This is a genomic window from Corynebacterium sp. 11A, assembly GCF_008930935.1.
In the GTDB taxonomy this organism is placed as follows: Bacteria; Actinomycetota; Actinomycetes; order Mycobacteriales; family Mycobacteriaceae; genus Corynebacterium; species Corynebacterium megadyptis.
On the sequence record NZ_PQMR01000002.1, the window covers coordinates 207,826 to 229,605 of the forward strand.

The following is a 21,780-nucleotide window of genomic DNA, read 5'->3' on the forward strand; positions in this document are numbered from 1 at the left end:
TTCCACTTCCCCCTTAGGGCGCGGCGCGCAAGTAACACCATTTCTTAGATTAACGCTGCCTAAGAAGATCGCTCTGACCACCATTAGCTCCGCCTACGTAAGAGTTAGTTAAGCGTCAGGATTATCCCAGCTCAACCCCGCCCCTTCCCCCATACAACCCCTCGGCTTGTGATGATTGTCTCCGCTCAAATCTGTGCCATAGCCACATTAATCCACCCTTGTGGGGGCAACTAGGGCAGCGGCAATACTTCTTTAGGCATAAAGAAAACAGGGCCGAGCCGGCTCAACCGGACTCAGCCCTGCACACGGGGGTGACGCCTGCGCGAGATGGCGTCGATAAGCCGAAAGGAGACTAGAGGATATCGCGCAGCTTGTTATCGAACATGCTCAGCGCAGAGGCGATAGCCATGTGCATATCCAAGTACTGATAGGTGCCAAGGCGGCCACCGAAGAACACCTGATTGCGCTCCTCCTCTTCCTTAGCGAGGGCACGGTAGCGGCCGAGAATATCGCGATCCTCTGGGGTGTTGATCGGGTAGTACACCTCATCATCACCTTCGGCGAAGCGGGAGTACTCTTTCATGATCACGGTCTTGTCGCCCGGATAGCTATCGCGCTCTGGGTGGAAGTGGCGGAACTCGTGGATGCGGGTATAGGGCACGTCCGCATCGTTGTAGTTCATCACCGACGTGCCCTGGAAGTCACCCACTGGCAGCACCTCGAGCTCGAAGTCAAGGGTGCGCCAGCCGAGACGCCCCTCGGAGTAGTCGAAGTAGCGATCCATGGGGCCGGTGTAGACCACGGGCACACCGCTATAGCGCTCGCGCACCTCGAACCAGTCGGTATTCAGCTGCACCTCGATGAGCTCATGCTCGGCCATCTTCTCCAGCCACGCGGCGTAGCCATCCACCGGCAGCCCCTCGTAGGTGTCATTGAAGTAGCGGTTATCGAAGGTGTAGCGCACCGGCAGGCGGGTGATATTAGATGCCGGCAGCTCCTTCGGGTCGGTCTGCCATTGCTTGGCGGTGTAATCCCGAATAAACGCCTCATAGAGGGGTCGCCCGACCAACGAAATGGCCTTTTCCTCGAGATTCTGGGCATCATCGGTGTCCACCTCGGCGGCCTGCTCCTCAATGAGAGCCTTGGCCTCCTCGGGGCTGTAGTACTTGCCAAAGAACTGCGCGATCAGTCCCAGTCCCATCGGGAACTGATAGGCCTGGCCGTCATGCATCGCAAAAACACGGTGCTGGTAGCCCGTGAAGGAGGTGAACTGATTCACGTACTCCCAGACCCGCTTATTGGAGGTATGGAAGAGGTGCGCGCCATAGCGGTGCACCTCAATGCCCGTCTCCGGTTCCTTCTCGGAATAGGCGTTGCCACCGAGATGCCCACGCTTTTCGACGATCAGCACCCGCTTACCCAGTTGCGAGGCAGCGCGCTCCGCAACCGTGAGCCCAAAGAGGCCTGAGCCCACAACGATGAGGTCATAGTCAGTCATATCTCCGAAGCTTAACCAAGTGCCCCCACCAAAGGGTGATGGCGGGGCCGCGACGGGGAGAAGAACCAGAGAGCACAACACCCAGCGTATGTGGACATGTCAGCTTTTAGATCAGCCCCTCATCCTGCACGCTAGCCACATTCGTATCAATTTCCCCAGCTTTATACTAGGCTTTAAAAGGATTAATTTAAGTTTCTCCAGTAACAACCCTCAGGGGGCAATCCATAGTGCAGCAACGACGACGGTTCCTCGGCCGAACGGGACGGCCGCTCACTGCCATCGTGGCGGCGGCAAGCGTGATCCTCGGCTCCGTAGTAGCCATGAACTCCGACACCATTCGGCCCACCGACTCAGTCGCGGCCGATCCGATTAGCGTCAGCGAATCCTCCATCTCCTTCGACAGTGGCGACAACGTGGTGGTCAATGACCCCGCCGTAGACAGCCAAGGCGAAGACGAGGGCGAGCGCACCGTCAAACAATTCACGCGCGACGAGGAATTCTCCATGTTCGCGCTCACTTGGGATGGCACCAAGGACTTTGTGGCCCACTTCCGCGCCAAAGACAGCGCGGGCAACTGGGGCCCTTGGTATGAGGCAGAGCCCCTGAACGAGACCAGCGGCGGCGAGAAGGACGGCACCGAGCTCATCTATCTCGCCCCCACTCACTCCGTGCAGGTCTCAGTGACCAACGTGGACTTGGTCTCCGGTGGGCCCACCAACCTGGATGCGGTGTTTATCGACGGCAACAGCTCCACCGACCCGCAGGCTGGCATCGACCTAGCCGCCGATTCCGAGGGCATGCCCAGCATGATCTCTCGTGCAGGCTGGGGCGCGGACGAGTCCAAGCGCTGCATGAACCCCACCTACGATGACCACGTTTCTGGGATCACCGTGCACCACACCGCAGGCAGCAATAACTACACCGCCGCCCAGGCTGCTGCCCAGGTCCGCGGCATTTATCACTACCACGCAGCCACCCTCGGCTGGTGCGACATCGGATACAACGCACTGGTTGACAAGTTCGGCAATATCTACGAGGGCCGCGCTGGAGGTCTCAACAAGGCCGTGCAGGGTGCGCACGCCGGTGGCTTCAACCAGAACACCTGGGGCATCTCCATGATCGGCGACTACTCCACCCAAAACCCCACCGCCGCCACCATCGAGTCCATGGGTAAAACCATCGGCTGGCGCGCCGCTGTTGAGGGTCTTGATCCCACCGGCTCGAGCATCCACTACTCCGAGGGCAGCCACTACACCAAGTACGCTGCCGGTACCGCGGTGAAGCTGCCGAATATTTTCGCGCACCGCGACGTGGGCAACACCACCTGCCCCGGGGACGCCGGATACTCGCAGATGCTGAAGATCCGCACCATCGCCAAGAAGACCTACGACGCCATTAATACTGGCACGGTGGGCACAAGCAGCGATACCGAGACCTCCACCTCAGAGAGCAGCACGTCGACCGCGGCTGCGGAGACCACAGAGGAAACCTCCAGCGAAAGCAGCACTGCCGACACCAGCACCACGGTAACCAGCCCAGCACCGAGTACCGCGGAAACTTCTACGGAAAGCACTGCGCCCAGCACCACGGAAACCACCGCGAAGACCACCAGCGAGAAGGAGCCCACCCCGGCTACCTCGAGCACCACCCCTGTCGCAACGACGACTTCGACGTCCTCCGCAAGCACTGCCCCCAGCACCACAGAAACCACCACGAAGACCACCAGTGAAAAGGAGCCCACCCCGGCTACCTCGACCACGACACCTGCGGAGAAGGAGCCCACTCCGGAACCGGCGGAGGGCGCTGCGAAGGAGCCCACCCCAGGTAACGAGGTGGATCTCACTGGCCAGGCCGATCAAGAGGCCGCCACGCTCTTCTCCCGCGCCCTGGGCGCCATCATCGATCATGCCCAAGGTCGCAGCGTCGATGTCTCCGAGATCCTCGACATCGTAGGCTCCATCTTGGCCCTCGTGCTCAATTCCGAAAACGGTCAGGGCATTCAGAATGGTGCGCTGGATGAGGTGGGCAACATTCCGATGATCGATGATCTGAGCATCGCCGATCTGCCGGTGTTTGTGCCTAAGAAGATCACCACCAGCGGCGACAGCGTCGAGTCGCAGAAATACAACGAGATCGACAACCGCTTCGGTCCCGTATTGGGCAGCCCGCTCGGTGGCGTGCACTACGCATCGCCCTCGGACGCCGCGGGCGAGCTGCGCTATGTGCCCTTCACCGATGGTGTGATTATCTCTTCCCCCGAAGGCGGCACGCACGCACTGTGGGGCGACATCGCGGATGCGTGGGCCTCGACCGGACTCGATGCCGGAATCTTGGGCCTGCCGACCAGCGATCAATACGCCACCGATAACGGCTACCGAGTGGACTTCGTCGGCGGCTACATCAGCTACAACCCTACGGATGGCAGCCTAGAGATCATCGCCCGCTAGGCGCGCAGTTAGGCACGATCCGCTGGCCTCGGCCAGCACGCTGGCCGCCCCAGACACCCCACAGCCCCCACCTGCCGGCACTGGCGGGTGGGGGCTGTGGGGTGGCGTTAGGAATCGGAAAAGAGCGGCTCCAGCACGTCGGCGATCGCACCTTCATTGTTATCGCCAATGGTCTCATCAGCGGCGTCGCGCACAGCTTGGGCGGCATTGCCCATGGCGTAAGAGCGGCCAGACCAGCGGAGCATCTCACAGTCATTAGGCATGTCGCCAAAGCTCATCACGTCGGCGGCGTCGACGCCATAGTAGTTGGCCACCTTCGCCAAGCCCACCGCCTTGTTCACGTGCGGGGCGCATACTTCCACCAAGCCTCCGGACATGGAAAAAGTCACATGCGCCATCTCGGCGGGGATGCGGTCCCGCAACAGGTCGGCGATTTTCTCGGAGGTGAGGTGCTCGCTGCGCACCAGTAGCTTCACCGCAGAGCTGCCGAAGAGCTGCTTGTGTTCCTCTACCCCGTACTCCTGCGACTCCCAGGCGTGGGAATAATCCGGTGCCACCGCAAAGAGCTCATGGGTGGGGTCGAAGGCGGAACGCCCGGCGCGCTCGACGGCAAAATGTACCCCGCCCAGCGGTTCGAGCACCTCGGTGGCGATGCGGGCGACCGTGCGCTGGGTCTGCGGTTTCAGCGTGGCGCTATGAATGATCCTGTCTTGAGCAGAGTCATAGACGATGGCGCCGTTGGCACACACGCACAGCGGATTGATTCCCAGCTGCTCGAGGATCGGGAAGATCCAGCGCGGCGGCCGGCCGGTGGCGAGCACCACCTTCGTTCCTTCATGCACAGCCTGGTGAAGCACGCTCACCACGCGGGGTGGGATGCGCTCGGCGTCGTCGATCAGGGTGCCGTCCACATCGGTGGCGATGAGCAGCGGTCGCGCAAAAGTGCCGTCCGTGGGCGAAGGTGACGAGGTCATCGTTTTTTCTCTTTCATTTTCTTAGCGGCTTTCGCCTGTGCCTGCTTGGCCTTGCGAGCTTGTTTCGCTTGTCGACGCTCTTTCTCCGCCTGATCCAACAAGTCCGCCCGCTCCTGTGTTGGTGCAGAGCCTCCGATGCTCGCGGGCAGCCACGGCTCGTCGCCGGCGAAGGGGCCAAACTCCTCGGCATAGTCACGGCGCACCTCGGCCAGCATCTCGGTCATGCGATCGTGCAGCCGAGCGGTGACCTCCTCGGGGCTGCCCTCGGTGGAGATCGCCTCGCCGACGCGCACCCACAGCGGCAGGTGATTGCGGCCGAGATTCTTGGGCAAATCCTTGGTCCAGAAACGCTGGGAACCCCACACGACCAGCGGAATGAGGGGCACCTCGGAGCGTTGCGCGATGCGGGCAGCACCCGTTTTGAATTCCTTGAGATCAAAGGACCTAGAGATCGTGCCCTCTGGGAAAATGCCCACCAAGTGACCGTCGCTGCAGTGTTGTACTGCGGTCTCGAAGGCGTCGTGGCCGGCCTCGCGGTCCACGGGCACGTGCTTCATCGCTCGCATCACCCAGCCCACTGGGAAGGGGGCGGAGAAAATCTCCTTTTTGGTCATAAACCGCACCAGCCGCCGGCCCCGCAGGTAGGCGGGGACGCCGGCAAAGATGAAGTCCATGTAGCCGGTGTGATTCACCGCGATCACCGCCGCGCCATCGGCAGGAATGTGCTCGGTGCCCTCCACCACGGCGCGGACCCCTTGGAATTTCATCACAAGTCGTGCCACGGCGATGCCGATGCGATACACCGGCTCCTTCAGCTCAGCGTGGCGTGATGCGCTGATGACCGGCTCGGAGGTGGGCACGAGGAATCCGGAGGTCTTCCGGAAACGCTGGTTGTTTTTTCTCCACATTGACGGTGTCCTCTTATGGGGTCCTTATCGGCCTAGGGGGCAGCCAAGAGTTGGCGGGCGGGGCTAGCTTTGGGGTTCCAGAACATCCACGCCCACGTAGGGACGCAGCTGCTCCGGCACCACCACGGAACCGTCCTTACGCTGGTGATTCTCCAAGAGGGCCGCCAGCCAGCGGGTGGTGGCGAGGGTGCCGTTGAGGGTGGCGCACACCTGAGCTCGGCCTTGCTCATCACGGTAGCGGGTCTGCAGGCGACGAGCTTGGAAGGTGGTGCAGTTGGAGGTGGAGGTGAGCTCACGATAGGTGTTCTGGGTGGGAATCCAAGCCTCGGTATCGAACTTGCGGGCCGCGGACTGACCCAAATCGCCGCCAGCGATGTCGATCACGCGATAGGGCACCTCGATGGCGGAGAGCATATCGCGCTCCATATTCAACAAGTTCTGGTGCTCCTGCTCTGCGTCCTCGGGCTTGGCGTAGACGAACATCTCCAGCTTGTTGAACTGGTGTACGCGGATAATGCCGCGAGTGTCCTTGCCATAGGAGCCGGCTTCACGACGGAAACAGCTGGACCAGCCCGCGTATTTCTTGGGGCCATCGCTGAGATCGATGATCTCATCCTTGTGGTAGCCAGCCAATGCCACCTCCGAGGTGCCCACGAGATAGAGGTCATCGGCAGGGAGATAGTAGATTTCATCGGAGTGCTCGCCGAGGAAGCCGGTGCCGGCCATCACGTCGGGGCGCACCAGCACCGGCGGAACCATGAGCTTAAAGCCGTGCTCCATCGCCTTCTTGGCAGCAAGGTTCATCAGGCCGAGCTCCAGCAGGGCGCCGTAGCCGGTGAGGTAATAGAAGCGGGCGCCCGACACCTTCACGCCGCGCTCCATATCGAGCAGTCCGAGACTCTCGCCGAGCTCGGCGTGATCCTTGGGCTCGAAATCCAGCTCGGGCGGGGTCCCCACATAGTCCACCTCGACAAAGTCCTCTTCGCCGCCGGCGGGGGCGCCCTCCACCACGTTGGAGAGCTTCATCTGTAGTTCATGCACCTCAGATTCGGCGGCCTTTTGCTCCGCATCGGCTGCCTTAACCTTGGCCTTAAGCTCATTAGATCCCTCGAGCAGGGCTGGGCGGGCCTCGGGGGCGGCCTGGCCAATCTTCTTAGCGAAGGCTTTCTGCTCGCTGCGCAAAGCATCCGCGTCGACAATGGCGGAACGACGGCGTTCATCGGCGGCGAGGAGGGCGTCGACAAGCGCAGGATCGTCCCCGCGGTTCAGCTGGGACTGGCGAACGATATCTGGGTTTTCACGCAAGAACTTTAGATCAATCACATTCATCAGCCTACCGCGCAGCGCCTCAAAAATGGGACTGTCTCCACCCCAGCGCGTGGCAGAGGATACATCCATTGCCCCGCTCCGGTTATCACCAGTTCGCTACTATGGAGGTATGTCCTCGTCCCCGTCTTTTCCCGCGCGCCCGCTCGCCGACACCGGCAAGCCCAAGCATGCCCAGCTGCGGGAGGTTCTCGAGGACATCTGTACCCACCAGCTCAAGCCCGGAGATATGCTGCCTGGCGAGCGCATCCTTGAAGATACGTTCGGTGTTTCCCGCATCACCGTGCGCCGCGCTATCGGCGACCTCGTGGCTAGCGGCAAGCTCAAACGCGCCCGGGGCAAAGGCACGTTCGTGGCCCCTAATCCGTTAATTAATCGCCTGCATTTGGCGTCCTTCTCCTCCGAGATGGAAGCCCAGCAGCTCACCGCCAGCTCTAAAATCCTAGCCTCTGCCTGGGCACCCGCCCCGCCGGAGGTGGCGAAGTTCTTCGGTACGGATCCCAGCACTCCCCACACCCACCTAGTGCGGCTGCGGCTGGGCAATGGCGAGCCTTATGCCATCGACGATGGCTGGTATAACTCCCGCTACGCCCCCACTCTGCTGGAAACCGACGTATATAAGTCGGTCTACGCCATTTTGGATCGCGACTACGGGGTGGCCATCACCGATGCGGAGCAAACGGCCACCGCCATCAACGCCAGCTCCGATGATGCCGAGCTGCTTGGCCTCCGTCCCCTCGATGCGCTCCTCGCCGTCACGCGAGTCTCCAGTTCGAACGATAAGCCCGTGGAGTGGTGCCGCTCGCTCTACCACCCGGATCGTTTTAGCCTGAAAACACACGTGCAACGTGGCTAGCTCTTCGGTGCGCCTAGGGGCCCGACAGTACCGTGTCAGGCGGCGGCTGTTTTCGTGCACGGCGCTTTAGGGCACGCCACTTACAGCCACAGAAAAGGGAAGCCGCTAGCATGGGGGACGTGAATTCGACGACTACACCCACCTGGCGCAGCGCCACCGCGCTGCGGATCTGCGCAATCGCCGCCCTCGCCGGCGGTGTGGCGATTGGCAGCTTCGATATGGTCAGAGAATCCCAAACACCCGAAGAAACTCCGGACGCCTCCCCCACTACCTCCACGGTCAAAGAAGTGGCGCCGTTTACCACCGCCGACGCCGGCTCCTGCGTGACGTGGTCCTTTACCGCCGCAGGTGAGGTCGCTGACTTCGAACAAACCGACTGCGCTAGCCCGCACCGCTTCGAGGTCACCGCCCGCGAAGACCTGGCTGCCTATCCCTCGTCCGAGTTCGGTCCCGACGCCCCCGCCCCAGATCTCATTCGGCAGGCGCAGCTACGTGAGGAGCTCTGCCAGCAGCCCACCATCAGCTATCTCAACGGCACCTATGATCCGCGCGGCCGTTATTCCATCGCGCCAGTGCTTCCCCCACCCAGCGCCTGGGAGGCTGGCGATCGCACCATGCTGTGCGGTCTGCAATCCACTGACCCCAATGGCGTGCCGCTAGAGACCACCGGCAAGGTAGCCGATCAGGACCAAGCCCGCGTCTATGAGCCCGGTACCTGCGTGAGTATCGACGCAGCCAATGTGCCCCACACCGTCAACTGCGATACCGACCACGTTCTCGAAGTCACTCGAGTTGTGAATCTCACTGAGTTCTTCCCTGACTCCGTGCCCACCGAGGACCAGCAAAATGAAGAACTCAACCGGGTCTGCACCCAGGCCGCTGAGGATTTCTTGGGCAACGAGGAGAACCTCTACCAGTCCACACTGCAGCCTTTCTGGACCACCCTCTCCTCCGATGCATGGCAGGGCGGTTCAAAATCCGTGAACTGCTCGTTGATCAAGGCCCGCGAGGATGGCGGCTTCTCCACCCTGAAGGGCACCGCCACTGGGCCCTTCACCATCGACGGAGCGGCCCCACCGCCGCAGCCAGAGCGCAATCCGCTGCGCGAGGACCTTCCCCGCTAAGGACGTCCCCATGGTTGCCATCAGCGATGAACGCTTCGAAGAACTCGTGGACGAGGGCCTTGACCTCGTCCCCGAGAAGCTCTTGAGCCATCTCACCAACGTGGTGATCCAGATCGAGGACCGCAATCCCCGATCCCCGGGCATCCTCGGGCTCTACGAGGGTGTGGCCCTGCCCGACCGCACCAATGAATTCAGCGGTTTTTTACCGGACACCATCACCATCTACCGCGAATCCCTCAAGGATTATTGCGCGAGCGAAAGTGAGCTCGTCGAACAGGTGCGGATCACCGTGATACACGAAATCGCGCACTATTTCGGCATTGACGACGCTCGGCTGCACGAACTCGGCTGGGGCTAAACCCCCCTTGGTGCCAGCGCTCGGTGTTTTAGGCCGCGCCGAGCTCCCCCACCGGAGTATCTGACCAATGGGTCAGGGTCCAGCCGCCGAAGAGCTGTCCGCGTGGTTCCAGCACAATCAGTCCGCAATTCTCGAGGCGGTGATCCCGTGCAAACTCCGGCTCCAGCCCACAAGCATGGCTGGCGACCGTGCGGCTGATAGCGCCGTGATTGACCAGTACCGCATCGCGGCCGGCATCCACGTGCTCATTGAGCATCTCAGCCAGCACCGGCAGATAGCGGATAAGGATAGCGCGCAGCGACTCCCCTCCTGGCAGCGCCGCCTGCTCGCCGCAGAGACGACGGTAGAAATAGTCGAGGTAGAGCGCGGCATCCTCGGGATCCGTGCTGCCCTCGAGGTTGCCGGCACTGATCTCGTGGACTCCTTCGCGTATCAGCACTCGGCCCAGCTCGCGGCCACTGCCTTCGCGGAAGCGTTCGGCGGCGCGCATCGCGGTTTGCTGGGCTCGGATCGCCAGCCCGCAATAGATCTGCCCAAGGTGCTCCCCACTAAACTCGACGAGCTTGTCACCCAGCGCATAGGCCTGCTGCTGGCCCCGCTCGGTGAGCTCGGCTCCCGGCGGGAAGGTATCGAGCACGCGGTTTTTATTGGCGTAGGTCTCGCCGTGGCGAGCCAAGATAATTCGACCTTGGCGGGAGGTGGCACTCATCGCTGACCTTCTTTCATTCGGGCCACCCACGCAGTGGCGGCGTCACGTTCAGGGGTGTTGCTGGGTTGCTCCGGCGGGGCGGAATTATGTGGCCACGAGCCGAGATAGTGCAAGGACTCGCAGCGCATGTGCAACGCCCGCAGCGCTTCGGCCACGATGGCGTCGTCGATATGCCCCACCAGATCGGCGTGGAAGCGGTAGGTGCCCAGCCCAGTGCGGGTGGGACGGGACTCGATGCGGGTGAGGTCCACGCCGCGAAGCGAGAACTCCGTCAGCGCCCCCACTAGGCTGCCGGGCACATTTGGCAAGGTGAACACCACGGAGGTGCGATCATTTCCCGTCCGCGGAGTCGGTACGCCTGCCGGGCCCACCACCACGAACTGGGTGCGCGCGCCCGGCACATCGGCCACATCGCTGGCTATCACCTGCAAGCCCCACAGATCGGCGGCGGCTTCCGGGGCGGCTGCGTAGTCGGCCTCGCCGCGAGCCACGGCTTCCGCCGCGGCGGCATTGGAGGAGGCGGGAATGAATTCAACCTCGCCCAGCAGACGCTGCGCCGAGAGTTTCACCTGCTGCCACGCCACAGGATGAGTGCTCAACCGCGGCGGGGCGGACGTAGGCGCGGCGTCGCCCCGCATGAATGCGAAGGAGATATCGAGAGCGAACTCGTGATAAATCTGTACTCCCTCGGCGGCGGCCAGGGCATCGAAGGTGGGAGTCACGGCCCCATCCACCGAGTTTTCGATGGCCACGCAGGCATAGTCAGCCCAGCCCTGGACGACCGCATCGAGAGCCTCCGCCGGCGAGGACACCGGCAGCCCCGTCACATCGTCTGCGTCAAAGCAGCCGCGCGCGGCGAATGCCTGCATCGCCATCTCCGTGAACGTGCCGCGCGGACCGAGAAAAGCCACCGTAGTACTCATGATCTTTGAGTGTAGCGGCTCGCTGGCACACAAACACGGGCTACCTTTCCCCCGCCGCCAGTAGCGGTCTACCATCAACATTCATGCCGCATCCCGCCCCGTCAATCGACACCCAGCTCGCCCGCATTCACCGCGAGCTGGCGGCGCTCACCCCCGCCGAGCACGGGGTGGTGCACGATGCCACCACCCAGCCCGTGGCCCCTACCGGGCATGGCCGCCTCGACGGCATGGTGCTCTTCGTCAAAGATCTCTCCGATGTGGCGGGCATGCCCACGAGTTATGGTTCGATACATCGCCGCCATATTCCGCGCAGCCATGATCATGTCAATGAGTGGCTGCTGAATCAGGGCGCCACCATCGCCGGCAAGAGCGCTACCTCGGAGATGGGGATGACCGCCTATACCGAGCCCGTCGGCCAGGACCCCATCCGCAACCCGCTGTGGCCTGGGCGCACTCCCGGTGGTTCCTCCGGCGGCGCGGCAGCACTGGTGGCGCGCGGCATCGTCGAGGTCGCCCACGCCTCCGATGGGGGCGGCTCCATCCGAGTGCCCGCCGCGGCGTGCGGGCTGGTGGGCTTCAAACCACCGCACACTCCCGGCGAGGGCCGGCTCACCGCCCAAGGCTTCCTCACCACCAGTGTGCGCCGCGCCGCTGCTCTCCACGGCTTTCGCCCACACTCCCGCCGCCTGCGCATTGCTGTGCTCCGCGCCCCGCTGCACGGCGACGGGGAGGTCGATCCGATCATGCTGTCTGCGCTTGCCGACGCCACCACCACGCTCCGCGCCCATGGGCACGAGATCATCCCCGTGGACCCCGCCTACGGCCCGGAGCCCTTCGCCGCCTTCCAAACCCTGATGTGGCACAAGTCGAGCCGCATTCCTGGCCCCGCCTCCCCGATCGTGGAGTACATGCGCGAACGCGGCCGCGGCCTCGCCCCAGGAGCGCTCGAAGAGGCACTGCGTACCCTCGCTGCTCTCGACCGACATGTGCGCTACGCCTGGCCCTGCGAGCTGCTGCTCACCCCCACCTTGGCCTATGATCCCCCGCCGATCGGCACCTTCAGCTCCCTAGAGCCCCAAGACGATTTCGACGAACAGACACGCTGGACCCCGTGGGGCAGTCTCTTCAATATCACCGGCCGCGCCGCCATCTCTGTGCCCTGGGCCCTGCCCGGTCGCCCGCCAGTGGGACTCCACCTGGGCTGCATCCACGCCGGTGCCGCCGAGCTGCTCGGGGTGGCCGAACAGCTCGAAGCTGCGGGCGCGCCGAAAGGAAAAGAGGCATGATTCTGGCGGAAATCCTGGTGGTTCTTCTCATCACCTTCGGTGCCTCGGGGCTACGCTCCGCCCTGCGACTGACCGATGCGTTGCTCGCGCCCGAGGCGCTCAATAAACAAAGCACCACGCTCAACGCCCCACAGTCCTCGGTGCCGTGGCTGGATCTGGGGCTGCAGCTGATATCGGCCGCCGTGCTCTGCGGCTGGGGCTTACTGGTGGTGTACCTGCTCGCTCGCGACCGTATCTTTCTGCAGCGTCCGCGCCCGCGCGATGGACTGAGCGGGGCCGTCTTGGCCGCACTGATTGGTATTCCGGGGCTCGGGCTGTACGTGCTGGCCTTGCACGCCGGCTGGACCAAAGAAGTGGTGGTATCCGCCTATGACTCAGGGCTGTGGGCAGGACTGATCCTGCTGCTATGGGGCTTCGCTAACGCCTTCGCCGAGGAGACCGTGGTGGTGTGGTGGCTGAGTACCCGGCTGGCGCAGCTGCGCTGGGCGCCGGTGGCCATCATTAGCGCCTCTGCGGTGCTGCGCGGCTCCTATCACCTGTATCAGGGGCTCAGCGCTGGGGCGGGCAATATTGTGATGGGCGTGGTCTTCGCCGCTTTCTACTGGAAGTTCCGGCGGGTGTGGCCACTGGTGTTCGCCCACTTTTTCATCGACACCGTGGCTTTTTTGGGCTACCAATTCCTTGATGTATCGAGGCTTGGATTGTCTTAGGCATTAGAGTATCCAGACATGGACGATTTCGCGAGAGACAAAGACGGCCGTATTCTGCGCGATCACTACGGTCGTCCCGTCAGGCGGCGCCCTCAATCGCCCCGTGCGGGGGACTCGCCCGTTTCTCGACGCAATCCTCAGTCTTCTCGCGAGCCGCAGTCGCGGCGTGAGCCTCGGCGGGAGCCTCGCCGAGAGCCGCGGCGCGAACCGCGCCGTGATCGCTCAATCAACCGGCCCCAGCCCGAGCATCGGGCATCGGACTACCGGCCGCAGCGCCACCGGCGCAGCGAAGAATCCTTGGGACGGCACCGCCAGCCCAGCTATGAGGAGCAGCGCCAGGCCTACTATCGCGAGCACCCCGAGGCGGCACGCTCGGTACAGCAGCGTCCCCGCCAGTACTACGCCCCAGTGCCGGAGCCGGTGCGCCCTGCACCGCAGCAGCCGCTGCAACCGCAGCCTGCCGCTGCGCCCCGGCGCCGCGCCCCGTGGCGGGGCATGCGCCGGCCCCGCATGGGCTGTTTCTCCATGTTCCGCTGGGCGCTGGCGATCATCGTCACCATCGCGGTGGTGGGCATGTTGTGGGCCGACACCAAATTCGAGCGGGTCGAGGCCATGCCTGCCCAGCAGATCAGTAATACCAGCGGCTCGAACTGGCTGCTGGTGGGCTCCGATTCCCGCGAGGGTCTCACTCCAGAGCAGAACCACGAGCTGATGACCGGCGGGGATGTGGGAGGCAACCGCACCGACACGATCATGATCTTGCACGTGCCCCTCTTCGGCAAGCCCACGCTGCTGTCGCTCCCGCGCGATAGCTATGTGGAGATTCCGGGCTATGGCATGAACAAGATCAATGCTGCCTTTTCCTTCGGTGGTCCGCCGCTGCTCATCGAGACCGTCGAGCAGAGCACGGGGCTGAAGATCGATCACTACGCCGAAGTCGGCTTTGGCGGCTTCGCCCACGCTGTCGACGCCGTGGGCGGGGTGGAGCTCTGCGTGGATGAGCCCATCCACGATGACGTGATCAACTTCCACATGGAACCCGGCTGCCAGAAATTCGATGGTGCCCAGGCGTTGAGCTTTGTGCGCACCCGATCCACTGCACAGGGAGATATTGACCGCGCGGCCCGCCAGCGGCAGTTCCTCGGTGCCCTCGCCAAGAAGGTGGCCTCCCCCACCACCTTCCTCAACCCCTTCCGGTCTATCCCGCTGGTCAACGGGGTAGCGGGTTCGCTCACAGTGGACTCGAGCGACCACACCTGGGATCTTTTGTGGGCGGCGCTGCACATGGCCGGCGGTTTCAACACCGAGGTCGCCCCCGTGGGCGGCATCGACTATGTGGATGTCGGCTCGGTTGTGCTGTGGGATGAAACCCAGGCGGAGCAACTCTTTAGCTCCCTTCGCTAGCTCTGCTGTGCATAACCCTTCATCGGTCGCGAGTTATGCACAGCCCGCGCAGCGGGCATGGTCTGTCCTGTTTTAGTGTGTGCCGCACACGCTCATTCAGGAAGGAGGCCCCCATGATCGCTAGCGACCAGGTACAGCAGATTGTTGACCGCATCGGCGAGGATCTCGCCCAGCTCGTGGCGCTCTACGACGTCGATACCGGCGGGTTCACCTCTCTGGGGGCTACTCTCCCACAGCTGGCACGACTCGAGGAGCATATGTCGCTCAAGGCGCACCTCGATGTGCTTATCGCACACCTCGCCAGCACGGAAGACCTCATGGACGTGGCGGGCACCTCCAAGCCACGCCGTATTCTCAAGGAACGTCTCGGCTGGTCTAATTCTCGCGCCAACTCCACCATCGGACAGGCCCGCTGCCTCTACGGAAAGCTCAAGGATGAGCCGGATGAGACGCTGACTGAGGAGCAGAACGATATCAACCGCGGCGCCGCGGAGATGCTGCGCGGCCGCACCCGCAGGCAGCTGTGCGACTACCGGATCTCCGGCGATACCCGCACCGCGATAGATAAAGCCCTGCTCGGGCTGCGCACCGGCAGCGCGCTACTACGCGAAACACTGCGCCAGAAAGCCGTGGACTATGCCCACAACGCTAGCTGCGATGACACTAGGGCTTATGTTAAGCACCTGGTTACCCACGCCAATAGCGAGCTCAGCCCCGAACCAGCCCGCGCCGAACGCAACCGCGCTTTCACCATCACCGAGGCAGATAACGACGGCGGCAGCCGCGTCTTCGGTTATCTGCCCGAGCGCATCACCGCCAAGCTGCGGGCATGGCTAGAGCCTTTCGTCGAGCGCACCGTCGACAAAGATGACCCGCGCACCGTGCAGCAACGCTACGCGGATGCACTCGACGCCGCCCTCGACTGCGGCGGCATCGGCGCGGCCAGCATGGTGTTCTCGGTATCGGCCAAGGACTTCGATGACACTGATCTCGCCGCCGCCGGGATGCTCTTTCCCACCAACACCGGCAATGAGCTCACTGTCAGCGACGTACTCTCGCTCGCCCAAGCCAAATACGGCTTCGTGTGCGTCCACGATCCCCGCACCGGCCAGGTGCTGGATCTGCGAAGAACCACCAGGTTGGCGAATATCTACCAGCGCCTCGCGCTATTCGCCTCCGAGCTCGTGTGCTCTCACCCAGGGTGCTCGGAGCCGGTGAGTCGCTGCGATATCCACCACATCACCTCGTGGAATGATGGCGGCCCCACCGACATATTAAATCTCACGCTGCGCTGCCCCGAGCACCACAGCGACAACGATGACACCAAGCAACATCCCATAAAGGAGCACGCTGCCCGCCACCCCGAGACCGGAGTGGTCGGCTCGGCAACCGCCGAGGCCCCCGAAAACCCGGTACCCAATACATCCACGGCGGCGACACAATCGGCGGGCGCGAAAATACGCCGCCAAGCCTGGCCACATTCACCACCGGGCCCCGAATAGTAGAAAAGGCCAGCTGGGAGTGATCCCCAGCTGGCCAGTACAGCCATGAATATCGCGCGAATTAGCGGATAGTGAGCTGCCGCGACTTGATGTTGTTGAGGGCCTTACGCTCCTCGGCGTTCAGCTGCGCATCATTGCTCAGCTCTGCCGAGATCAAGGAATTGAGCTCCTCCACGGCCGGCACGCACTCCTCCGGAGTGATCGTGGGATCGAGATCGAAGACCGGAACGGTGAGACCGTGCGTGCGGAAAGCACCAGCGAACTTGGTGTCCTCGCCAAGGTGCAGTTTGCCGGCCGCCGCGATGCGGGCAAGGGCAGCGAGCAGCTTGTCCTCATCATCCTGGCGCACCCAACGGATGTGGGCCTTCTCGCCGGGATCCACCCACCACAGAGCACCGGGTACGTCTGCGTGTACTTCCTGGGAGGGAATGATGGTGTCATTGGCCATCTGCAGCATGCGTGCGGTCTGTTCATCGCCGGTCTGCCCCTCTGGTACCCACCAGGTGAAGGTATCGAAGGCCTGCACGTCGAGCTCGGCATCTGCGCTCAGCAGTGCGCTCAGCTCCGGCTGGGAACCATCCTGGTTGCCGGGCGCCAAGGTAGCGCCGGGGGCGGCGTTGATGACCCAATTAAGGGCATAGGCCAAATCCTTGCCCTGGGTCTTGGTGCGGTGCTGGGTTTGCATCGCCACAAACGCCTCGCCGCCGGCTTCCTCGTCGCGCACCAAAGCAGCGACGGCTCCCGGCAGCACGGTACAGATGTAGACCTCGCGATCAGTTCCAGCGACGTCCACCTTGGCGTATGCGGAGGGGATGAACTCCTGCAGTGCCACCAGCTGCGGCTCGGCAGCGAGTCCCTCGAAGGGGCGGGTTTCGCCCATCAACGCGGCGCGCTCAGCGGCACGTGCGGCGAGTTTGGCCTGCTTGCGGCTCATGCCCTCAGGCAGATTCTCACGATTCTTCTTCTTTTTGCCCATGGCACAAACATACCCGTTCGCCCCGGTGCGCCAGTTGTCTGCTCCCCAGTGGGTGTTACGCCTGCGGCCCGCGGTCTACGACCTCGCGAGCCAGAGCGGGCACATTGGTGGCCAACCACTGCACGCCATTGTCGCGGCACACGGCCATCTCCTCGGGGTTGTCCACGGTCCACACATAGCTCGCCGGCGGCAGGGTGCCATTGTTGATGTGTTCGCGGGCTTTCCGCATAGCGAGACCAACCGAGGCGGGGTGAATCGTCTGCTCGCGAATGCGGTGATACCAGGCGTTGGGATCGTTGCGCAGGTAGATCCGGTCAAGCTCCGGTGCCAATTGCTGCATGCGGTTGATCGCGGATCCGGAAAAGGAGATCACGTGGATATAGGGGTCTGCTTCTAGGCGGCGGTAGCGGAGTGTTTTCACCAATTCTTCCTCCAGCATCCGGCCATAGCGCATGGGGTGTTTGCTCTCTATAAAGAGGTGCTTTCCGGGGTGATCCTCCATGATGTCAAGCAGTTCGTTGAGGGTACAGGGCCCGGAGGGGGCCGCCGCAGTGCCGAAGTTGTACCGGCGTAGCTGCTCTACCGTCTGGGTGGATACTCGGCCGCTGCCATCAGAGACACGATCCACGATGGGATCGTGGATACATACCAGCTCACCGCAGCGGGCCAGACGGATATCGCATTCCACCCCGTCCGCGCCCTGCACAAACGCCTCGGTGAAGGCTGTTGCGGTGAGCTCCGGATAGTCGGCGGATGCGCCGCGGTGCGCGATCACATACATTTTCTCGCTGCCTCCTGTATCAGTATCGCCCAGTGCCCGAGTGGCGGATCTTGTCGCCAGTTTTAGGATACGGGGCGTAGACGCAGAGCACCGGCCGTGCCCCGTGTACCCAGTTCAGGTGCGAGACAGGCCGGTGGTGATAAGGCGAGCAAGCGCTCTCTATTTAGAAGAAGTTCTGCTGTACCTCGCGCAGTGCATCAGCAGACTTGGTGAAGCGCTCCATCTCGTGCTCGTTGAGCTCGAGCTCGACCACACGGTTGATGCCGTTGCGGTTCACGATCGCAGGGGTGCCGATGTAGATGTCTTCTTGGCCGTACTCGCCTTGGAGCAGGGCGGAGACAGGCAGGGCCACATCCTGGTTTTGCAGCACCGCGCGGGTGATGCGGGCCAGTCCCATGCCGATGCCATAGGAGGTGGAGCCCTTGGCGTCGATGATGCGATAGGCGGCATCGCGGGTGTCTTCGAAAATCTTTTCCAGACGCTCTTCCAGACCTGGCTCCTTGGCCAGCTTCATTCGCATGGACACACCAGCGATGGTGGCGGAGGAGAGCACCGGCAGCTCGCTGTCGCCGTGCTCGCCCACAATGTAGGCGTGGATGGAGGTGGGCGAGCAGTCGTAGAGTTCACCGAGCATGTAGCGGAAGCGGGCGGAATCCAGCACGGTGCCGGAGCCGATCACGCGCTGCCACGGCAGGCCGGAGTACTTCCATGCGGCATAGGAAAGCACGTCCACCGGGTTGGAGGCGACCACCATGATGCCGTCGAAGTTGTTGGCCATCACTTCGTCCACGATGGACTTCATGATCTTCATGTTCTTGTCCACCAGCTGCAACCGGGTCTCGCCGGGCTTCTGGGCGGCGCCGGCGCAGATGACCACCATGGCGGCGTCTTCGCAGTCGGCGTAGGTGCCCTTGCTGACACGAGTGCGGGAGCTGGCCCAGACGACGCCGTGGTTAAGGTCCATGACGTTGCCGGCGAGCTTCTTCTCATCGATGTCGATGATGGCCAGGTGGTCCACCGTGCCCTGGTTCACCAGAGCGTAGGCATAGGCCACTCCCACGTCACCGGCGCCGATGAGCACAACCTTGTTGCCAACAATATCCTTCATTGTTTCATCCCTTGCGATGTTTGGTTTTTCGCTTTCAGCTGCCCATTGTGCCCGTTTGTTTTTGTTTTTGCCAGTATTTGGCAGCCTTTTTCCGCTGAAAGTGGGAAACCCCACAGCTTCTATACTGAGACACTATGCCCCGCTATGACGCCATCCTCTTTGACCTCGACGGCACGCTCGTCGATCACGACTCTGCCGCCCGCCACGCCGCCACCCGCCTGATCCAGCACTACGCCATGGAAGGCTCAGAACACGCCCTCATCGAGCGGTGGTTCCAGATCGAAAACGAGGAGTTCTCCCGCTTCGAACGAGGCGAGATCACCCATGCCCAGCAGCGCCTCAACCGCATGGCCCGCTTCTTTGCTACCCCGCTCAGTGAAGAGGAGTCGCGCCGGCGTTTCGAGGTATTCGCCTCCTTCTATCGTGAAGGCTGGCGCGCTTTCCCCGATGCGGCTGCAGCCTTGGCCCTCGCCGCGAACACTGGAGCAACGGTGGCCATTTTTACGAATGGCGCCCGCGACATGCAGGCGGGCAAGCTCGCTGTCACCGGCCTCGAGTCGGCGTCGATAAGCCTCATCCCCACTGCGGAACTCAGCTGCGCCAAACCCGATCCGCAGGCCTATCGGGAGGCGCTGGCGCTGCTTGGGACACCGGCAGAACGCGCGGTGATGATCGGCGATAACTACAACAACGATGTGCGTGCCGCCCGCGCCGCCGGCCTCGACGCCGTGCATGTCGCCGACCCCGCCGACCTACTGGAGCTGTTGCGCACTCACGTTCTCGGCGGAACGCGCCCGTAGTAGCCTTTATGGGTGCTTAGCTCAATCGACACAACATATCTTCAGTGGGGGCTGGATCACCGCTCCCCGACGCTCGACGCGGCGGTCACCGCTTTTAGCAATGTCGGCACGACCGCCCTGAGCCTGCCCGTGGCCACAGCACTCGCGTTTCTGCTCACTGCGGTGCTGCGCAGCTGGACTCCCGTGCTCACCCTCGCCCTAGCAGCGGCACTGTCGACGAGCACCACCACCATCATCAAGACACTGGTGGGGCGCACCCGGCCCGATTACGCCTTCGCAGTGCCGCCCTTCGAGTCCTCATATTCTTTCCCCTCGGGGCACACGCTCAACGCAACCGTTCTTGCTCTCGTGCTCGCCTACTTTGGCGGCCATGCGGTGCGCGGGCGCGTTGTTCGCATCCTCGTCTGGCTGGCCGCGCTGGGATATGCGCTGTGCATGGGCATCTCCCGAGTATTTCTCGCCCACCATTGGAGCACCGATGTGCTCGCCGGATGGGTCATCGGGGCGACCATCGCCGGTGTGGCGATCCTGCTGGTGGGGGTACTGAGCTGTCGCCGCGGCGGGCTGCCCCTGCCGCTGGCTCCGACCCACCCGGCGCGCTAGCCGCAGGCCACCCCCGTGGAGTGGACGGGGCAATAGCCCTCGGGGTTTTTGTGCAGATACTGCTGGTGATAATCCTCGGCCAAATAGTAGACACCCGCGGGGGTATCGCTGAGCTGGGCCACCTCGGTGGTGACGGGACCAAACCCGGCCGCGGCCAGCTTCGGCCCATAGGCGGCGAGAAGCTCGCGCACGAGCTGCTCATCCTCGGCGGAATCCACAAAGTAGGCGGAGCGATATTGGGTGCCCACATCATTGCCTTGGCGATAGCCCTGGGTGGGATCGTGGGCCTCAAGGGTGGCGCTAATAATCTCCCGAGCGCTGATCCGCGCGGGATCGTAGACCACCTCCACCACCTCGGTGTGGCCCGTCCGGCCCGTGCATACCTCGCGGTAGGTCGGATTGGGAGTGAACCCTCCGGCATAGCCCACGGAGGTGGAGTCCACCCCGTCGAGCTGCCACAGCAGTTTCTCCGCGCCCCAGAAGCATCCCATGCCAATGATGAGGCGCCGCTGCTCCGGCTTCCACGGTCCGGTGATCGGAGTGCCGAGAACCGCGTGGGACTGAGGGTGCTCCAGCACGGGGGTAGAACCGCCGCGCAGCGCCTGGGCCTCGCTCACCATCTCCGGGGTGCGTGAAAATAGAAATCCCATAGTGCTAGCACTTTCTCTAGGGGGTAAGGGCGATGTCCTCTCGAGGGCCACGTGGGCACTCGACCCAATCTAGTCCCGTCGCCGCGTTCCTGCTGCGGTACCCCTGCCGGAGCCGGTTTTCTCAACCATTTTGTTGCGATATTCACATTCTCACCTATCATGGGTATCAATGCCACGGCACCGCGCCGTGGCTGTGAACGTAAAAACCACGAAAGGCTTTTATCATGACTTACACCCTTCCCGAGCTGGATTACTCTTACGACGCCCTCGAGCCGCACATCGCCGCCGAGATTATGGAGCTGCACCACTCCAAGCACCACGCCAACTACGTCAAGGGCGCTAATACTGCCCTCGAGAAGCTGGCAACTGCTCGTGAGAACGGCGAGATCTCTGCCGTGGTTACCGCCCTGTCCAAGGACCTCGCTTTCAACTTGGGTGGCCACACCAACCACTCCATTTTCTGGAAGAACCTCTCCCCCAACGGCGGCGGCGAGCCCACCGGTGAACTAGCAGAGGCCATCAACGCCGAGTTTGGTTCCTTCGAGAACTTCAAGTCTCACTTCTCCGCAGCCGCTCTGGGCCTGCAGGGCTCCGGCTGGGCAGTTCTCGGCTATGACCACATCGGTGAGCGCCTCGTGGTTGAGCAGATCACCGATCAGCAGGGCAACATCTCCGCTAACCTGACCCCGCTGCTCATGCTGGACATGTGGGAGCACGCCTTCTACCTCCAGTACAAGAACGTCAAGGCTGACTACGTTGAGGCCGTGTGGAACGTCTTCAACTGGGATGACGTTGCCGAGCGTTACGCCAAGGCAGCCAACTAAGGCCCATCACGCC

At 62.9% G+C, this 21,780-nt stretch carries 21 protein-coding genes; 11 read left to right on the forward strand and 10 right to left on the reverse strand.

Features of this window, described 5'->3' with window-relative positions:
- Positions 1-352: 352 nt before the first annotated feature.
- Entirely contained in the window at positions 353-1,498 is a 1,146-nt protein-coding gene (gene glf / locus GBB18_RS03455; RefSeq protein WP_151640767.1) for a UDP-galactopyranose mutase, read from the reverse strand.
- A gap of 227 nt (positions 1,499-1,725) precedes the next feature.
- On the opposite strand from glf, the gene GBB18_RS03460 reads away from it, so the two are divergent.
- Positions 1,726-3,945: an N-acetylmuramoyl-L-alanine amidase gene (locus GBB18_RS03460; protein WP_151640768.1), complete on the forward strand. Its 2,220-nt coding sequence runs from the start codon at positions 1,726-1,728 to the stop codon at positions 3,943-3,945.
- Positions 3,946-4,052: 107 nt separating this feature from the next.
- On the opposite strand, the gene GBB18_RS03465 is transcribed toward GBB18_RS03460, so the two are convergent.
- From GBB18_RS03465 to serS, 3 genes are all read right to left on the reverse strand, one after another.
- Entirely contained in the window at positions 4,053-4,919 is an 867-nt protein-coding gene (locus GBB18_RS03465) for an HAD family hydrolase (RefSeq protein ID WP_151640769.1), read from the reverse strand.
- Complete coding sequence (locus GBB18_RS03470) at positions 4,916-5,827, reverse strand: 1-acyl-sn-glycerol-3-phosphate acyltransferase (protein WP_151640770.1); 912 nt, start codon at positions 5,825-5,827, stop codon at positions 4,916-4,918. The genes GBB18_RS03465 and GBB18_RS03470 overlap by 4 nt, the downstream gene beginning before the upstream one ends.
- 63 nt (positions 5,828-5,890) lie before the next feature.
- Positions 5,891-7,150: a serine--tRNA ligase gene (gene serS / locus GBB18_RS03475; RefSeq protein WP_151640771.1), complete on the reverse strand. Its 1,260-nt coding sequence runs from the start codon at positions 7,148-7,150 to the stop codon at positions 5,891-5,893.
- Between the two features lie 115 nt (positions 7,151-7,265).
- Here serS and GBB18_RS03480 point away from each other — a divergent pair, with 115 nt between their 5' ends.
- From GBB18_RS03480 to GBB18_RS03490, 3 genes are all read left to right on the forward strand, one after another.
- Positions 7,266-8,009, forward strand: a complete 744-nt coding sequence (locus GBB18_RS03480; RefSeq protein WP_151640772.1) for a GntR family transcriptional regulator — start codon at positions 7,266-7,268, stop codon at positions 8,007-8,009.
- A 110-nt stretch (positions 8,010-8,119) separates the two neighbouring features.
- The gene (locus GBB18_RS03485; RefSeq protein ID WP_151640773.1) at positions 8,120-9,133 is read left to right on the forward strand and encodes a septum formation family protein; all 1,014 of its coding nucleotides are present in this window, start codon (positions 8,120-8,122) and stop codon (positions 9,131-9,133) included.
- A 10-nt stretch (positions 9,134-9,143) separates the two neighbouring features.
- Complete coding sequence (locus tag GBB18_RS03490; protein ID WP_151640774.1) at positions 9,144-9,491, forward strand: metallopeptidase family protein; 348 nt, start codon at positions 9,144-9,146, stop codon at positions 9,489-9,491.
- A 28-nt stretch (positions 9,492-9,519) separates the two neighbouring features.
- Here the strand turns inward: GBB18_RS03490 and GBB18_RS03495 are convergent, their stop codons facing one another.
- Together GBB18_RS03495 and pheA are read right to left on the reverse strand one after the other, a co-directional pair.
- Positions 9,520-10,200, reverse strand: a complete 681-nt coding sequence (locus GBB18_RS03495; protein ID WP_151640775.1) for a histidine phosphatase family protein — start codon at positions 10,198-10,200, stop codon at positions 9,520-9,522.
- Positions 10,197-11,123 (reverse strand): prephenate dehydratase, encoded by a 927-nt coding sequence (pheA, locus tag GBB18_RS03500; RefSeq protein ID WP_151640776.1) that lies wholly within the window; start codon positions 11,121-11,123, stop codon positions 10,197-10,199. The genes GBB18_RS03495 and pheA overlap by 4 nt, the downstream gene beginning before the upstream one ends.
- Positions 11,124-11,206: 83 nt before the next feature.
- Here pheA and GBB18_RS03505 point away from each other — a divergent pair, with 83 nt between their 5' ends.
- From GBB18_RS03505 to GBB18_RS03520, 4 genes are all read left to right on the forward strand, one after another.
- Complete coding sequence (locus GBB18_RS03505) at positions 11,207-12,409, forward strand: amidase (RefSeq protein ID WP_151640777.1); 1,203 nt, start codon at positions 11,207-11,209, stop codon at positions 12,407-12,409.
- On the forward strand, positions 12,406-13,119 hold the full coding sequence (locus tag GBB18_RS03510) for a CPBP family intramembrane glutamic endopeptidase (protein ID WP_151549388.1): 714 nt from the start codon (positions 12,406-12,408) through the stop codon (positions 13,117-13,119). The genes GBB18_RS03505 and GBB18_RS03510 overlap by 4 nt, the downstream gene beginning before the upstream one ends.
- 18 nt (positions 13,120-13,137) lie before the next feature.
- Positions 13,138-14,523 (forward strand): LCP family protein, encoded by a 1,386-nt coding sequence (locus tag GBB18_RS03515; protein WP_151549387.1) that lies wholly within the window; start codon positions 13,138-13,140, stop codon positions 14,521-14,523.
- Positions 14,524-14,636: 113 nt separating this feature from the next.
- Complete coding sequence (locus tag GBB18_RS03520; protein ID WP_192795910.1) at positions 14,637-16,025, forward strand: HNH endonuclease signature motif containing protein; 1,389 nt, start codon at positions 14,637-14,639, stop codon at positions 16,023-16,025.
- Positions 16,026-16,086: 61 nt separating this feature from the next.
- Here GBB18_RS03520 and GBB18_RS03525 read toward each other — a convergent pair whose 3' ends face one another.
- From GBB18_RS03525 to GBB18_RS03535, 3 genes are all read right to left on the reverse strand, one after another.
- On the reverse strand, positions 16,087-17,001 hold the full coding sequence (locus tag GBB18_RS03525) for a DUF5926 family protein (protein ID WP_151640779.1): 915 nt from the start codon (positions 16,999-17,001) through the stop codon (positions 16,087-16,089).
- A 55-nt stretch (positions 17,002-17,056) separates the two neighbouring features.
- On the reverse strand, positions 17,057-17,782 hold the full coding sequence (locus GBB18_RS03530; protein ID WP_151640780.1) for a glycerophosphodiester phosphodiesterase family protein: 726 nt from the start codon (positions 17,780-17,782) through the stop codon (positions 17,057-17,059).
- Positions 17,783-17,945: 163 nt separating this feature from the next.
- On the reverse strand, positions 17,946-18,890 hold the full coding sequence (locus GBB18_RS03535; protein ID WP_151640781.1) for an L-lactate dehydrogenase: 945 nt from the start codon (positions 18,888-18,890) through the stop codon (positions 17,946-17,948).
- Between the two features lie 134 nt (positions 18,891-19,024).
- Here GBB18_RS03535 and GBB18_RS03540 point away from each other — a divergent pair, with 134 nt between their 5' ends.
- Both GBB18_RS03540 and GBB18_RS03545 read left to right on the forward strand, forming a co-directional pair.
- Positions 19,025-19,690, forward strand: a complete 666-nt coding sequence (locus GBB18_RS03540) for an HAD family hydrolase (protein WP_151549383.1) — start codon at positions 19,025-19,027, stop codon at positions 19,688-19,690.
- A 12-nt stretch (positions 19,691-19,702) separates the two neighbouring features.
- Positions 19,703-20,293 carry a phosphatase PAP2 family protein gene (locus GBB18_RS03545; protein WP_151549382.1) on the forward strand — a complete coding sequence of 197 codons (591 nt, stop codon included), beginning with the start codon at positions 19,703-19,705 and terminating at the stop codon, positions 20,291-20,293.
- On the opposite strand, the gene msrA is transcribed toward GBB18_RS03545, so the two are convergent.
- Complete coding sequence (gene msrA / locus GBB18_RS03550; protein ID WP_151640782.1) at positions 20,290-20,943, reverse strand: peptide-methionine (S)-S-oxide reductase MsrA; 654 nt, start codon at positions 20,941-20,943, stop codon at positions 20,290-20,292. The two genes, GBB18_RS03545 and msrA, sit on opposite strands and share 4 nt — an antisense overlap.
- Before the next feature lie 224 nt (positions 20,944-21,167).
- Between msrA and GBB18_RS03555 the strand changes: the two genes are divergently transcribed.
- On the forward strand, positions 21,168-21,767 hold the full coding sequence (locus GBB18_RS03555) for a superoxide dismutase (RefSeq protein ID WP_192795911.1): 600 nt from the start codon (positions 21,168-21,170) through the stop codon (positions 21,765-21,767).
- Positions 21,768-21,780: the final 13 nt, after the last annotated feature.

Bases quoted from the DNA above. Each gene is read 5' to 3' on its own strand.
- GBB18_RS03520 (WP_192795910.1), top strand. From the start codon at position 14,637: ATGATCGCTAGCGACCAGGTACAGCAGATTGTTGACCGCATCGGCGAG.
- GBB18_RS03540 (WP_151549383.1), top strand. From the start codon at position 19,025: ATGCCCCGCTATGACGCCATCCTCTTTGACCTCGACGGCACGCTCGTC.
- GBB18_RS03535 (WP_151640781.1), bottom strand. From the start codon at position 18,890: ATGAAGGATATTGTTGGCAACAAGGTTGTGCTCATCGGCGCCGGTGAC.
- msrA (WP_151640782.1), bottom strand. From the start codon at position 20,943: ATGGGATTTCTATTTTCACGCACCCCGGAGATGGTGAGCGAGGCCCAG.
- GBB18_RS03510 (WP_151549388.1), top strand. From the start codon at position 12,406: ATGATTCTGGCGGAAATCCTGGTGGTTCTTCTCATCACCTTCGGTGCC.
- glf (WP_151640767.1), bottom strand. From the start codon at position 1,498: ATGACTGACTATGACCTCATCGTTGTGGGCTCAGGCCTCTTTGGGCTC.
- GBB18_RS03465 (WP_151640769.1), bottom strand. From the start codon at position 4,919: ATGACCTCGTCACCTTCGCCCACGGACGGCACTTTTGCGCGACCGCTG.
- GBB18_RS03495 (WP_151640775.1), bottom strand. From the start codon at position 10,200: ATGAGTGCCACCTCCCGCCAAGGTCGAATTATCTTGGCTCGCCACGGC.
- GBB18_RS03480 (WP_151640772.1), top strand. From the start codon at position 7,266: ATGTCCTCGTCCCCGTCTTTTCCCGCGCGCCCGCTCGCCGACACCGGC.
- pheA (WP_151640776.1), bottom strand. From the start codon at position 11,123: ATGAGTACTACGGTGGCTTTTCTCGGTCCGCGCGGCACGTTCACGGAG.
- GBB18_RS03505 (WP_151640777.1), top strand. From the start codon at position 11,207: ATGCCGCATCCCGCCCCGTCAATCGACACCCAGCTCGCCCGCATTCAC.
- GBB18_RS03515 (WP_151549387.1), top strand. From the start codon at position 13,138: ATGGACGATTTCGCGAGAGACAAAGACGGCCGTATTCTGCGCGATCAC.
- GBB18_RS03485 (WP_151640773.1), top strand. From the start codon at position 8,120: ATGGGGGACGTGAATTCGACGACTACACCCACCTGGCGCAGCGCCACC.
- GBB18_RS03470 (WP_151640770.1), bottom strand. From the start codon at position 5,827: ATGTGGAGAAAAAACAACCAGCGTTTCCGGAAGACCTCCGGATTCCTC.
- GBB18_RS03530 (WP_151640780.1), bottom strand. From the start codon at position 17,782: ATGTATGTGATCGCGCACCGCGGCGCATCCGCCGACTATCCGGAGCTC.
- GBB18_RS03555 (WP_192795911.1), top strand. From the start codon at position 21,168: ATGACTTACACCCTTCCCGAGCTGGATTACTCTTACGACGCCCTCGAG.
- GBB18_RS03490 (WP_151640774.1), top strand. From the start codon at position 9,144: ATGGTTGCCATCAGCGATGAACGCTTCGAAGAACTCGTGGACGAGGGC.
- GBB18_RS03525 (WP_151640779.1), bottom strand. From the start codon at position 17,001: ATGGGCAAAAAGAAGAAGAATCGTGAGAATCTGCCTGAGGGCATGAGC.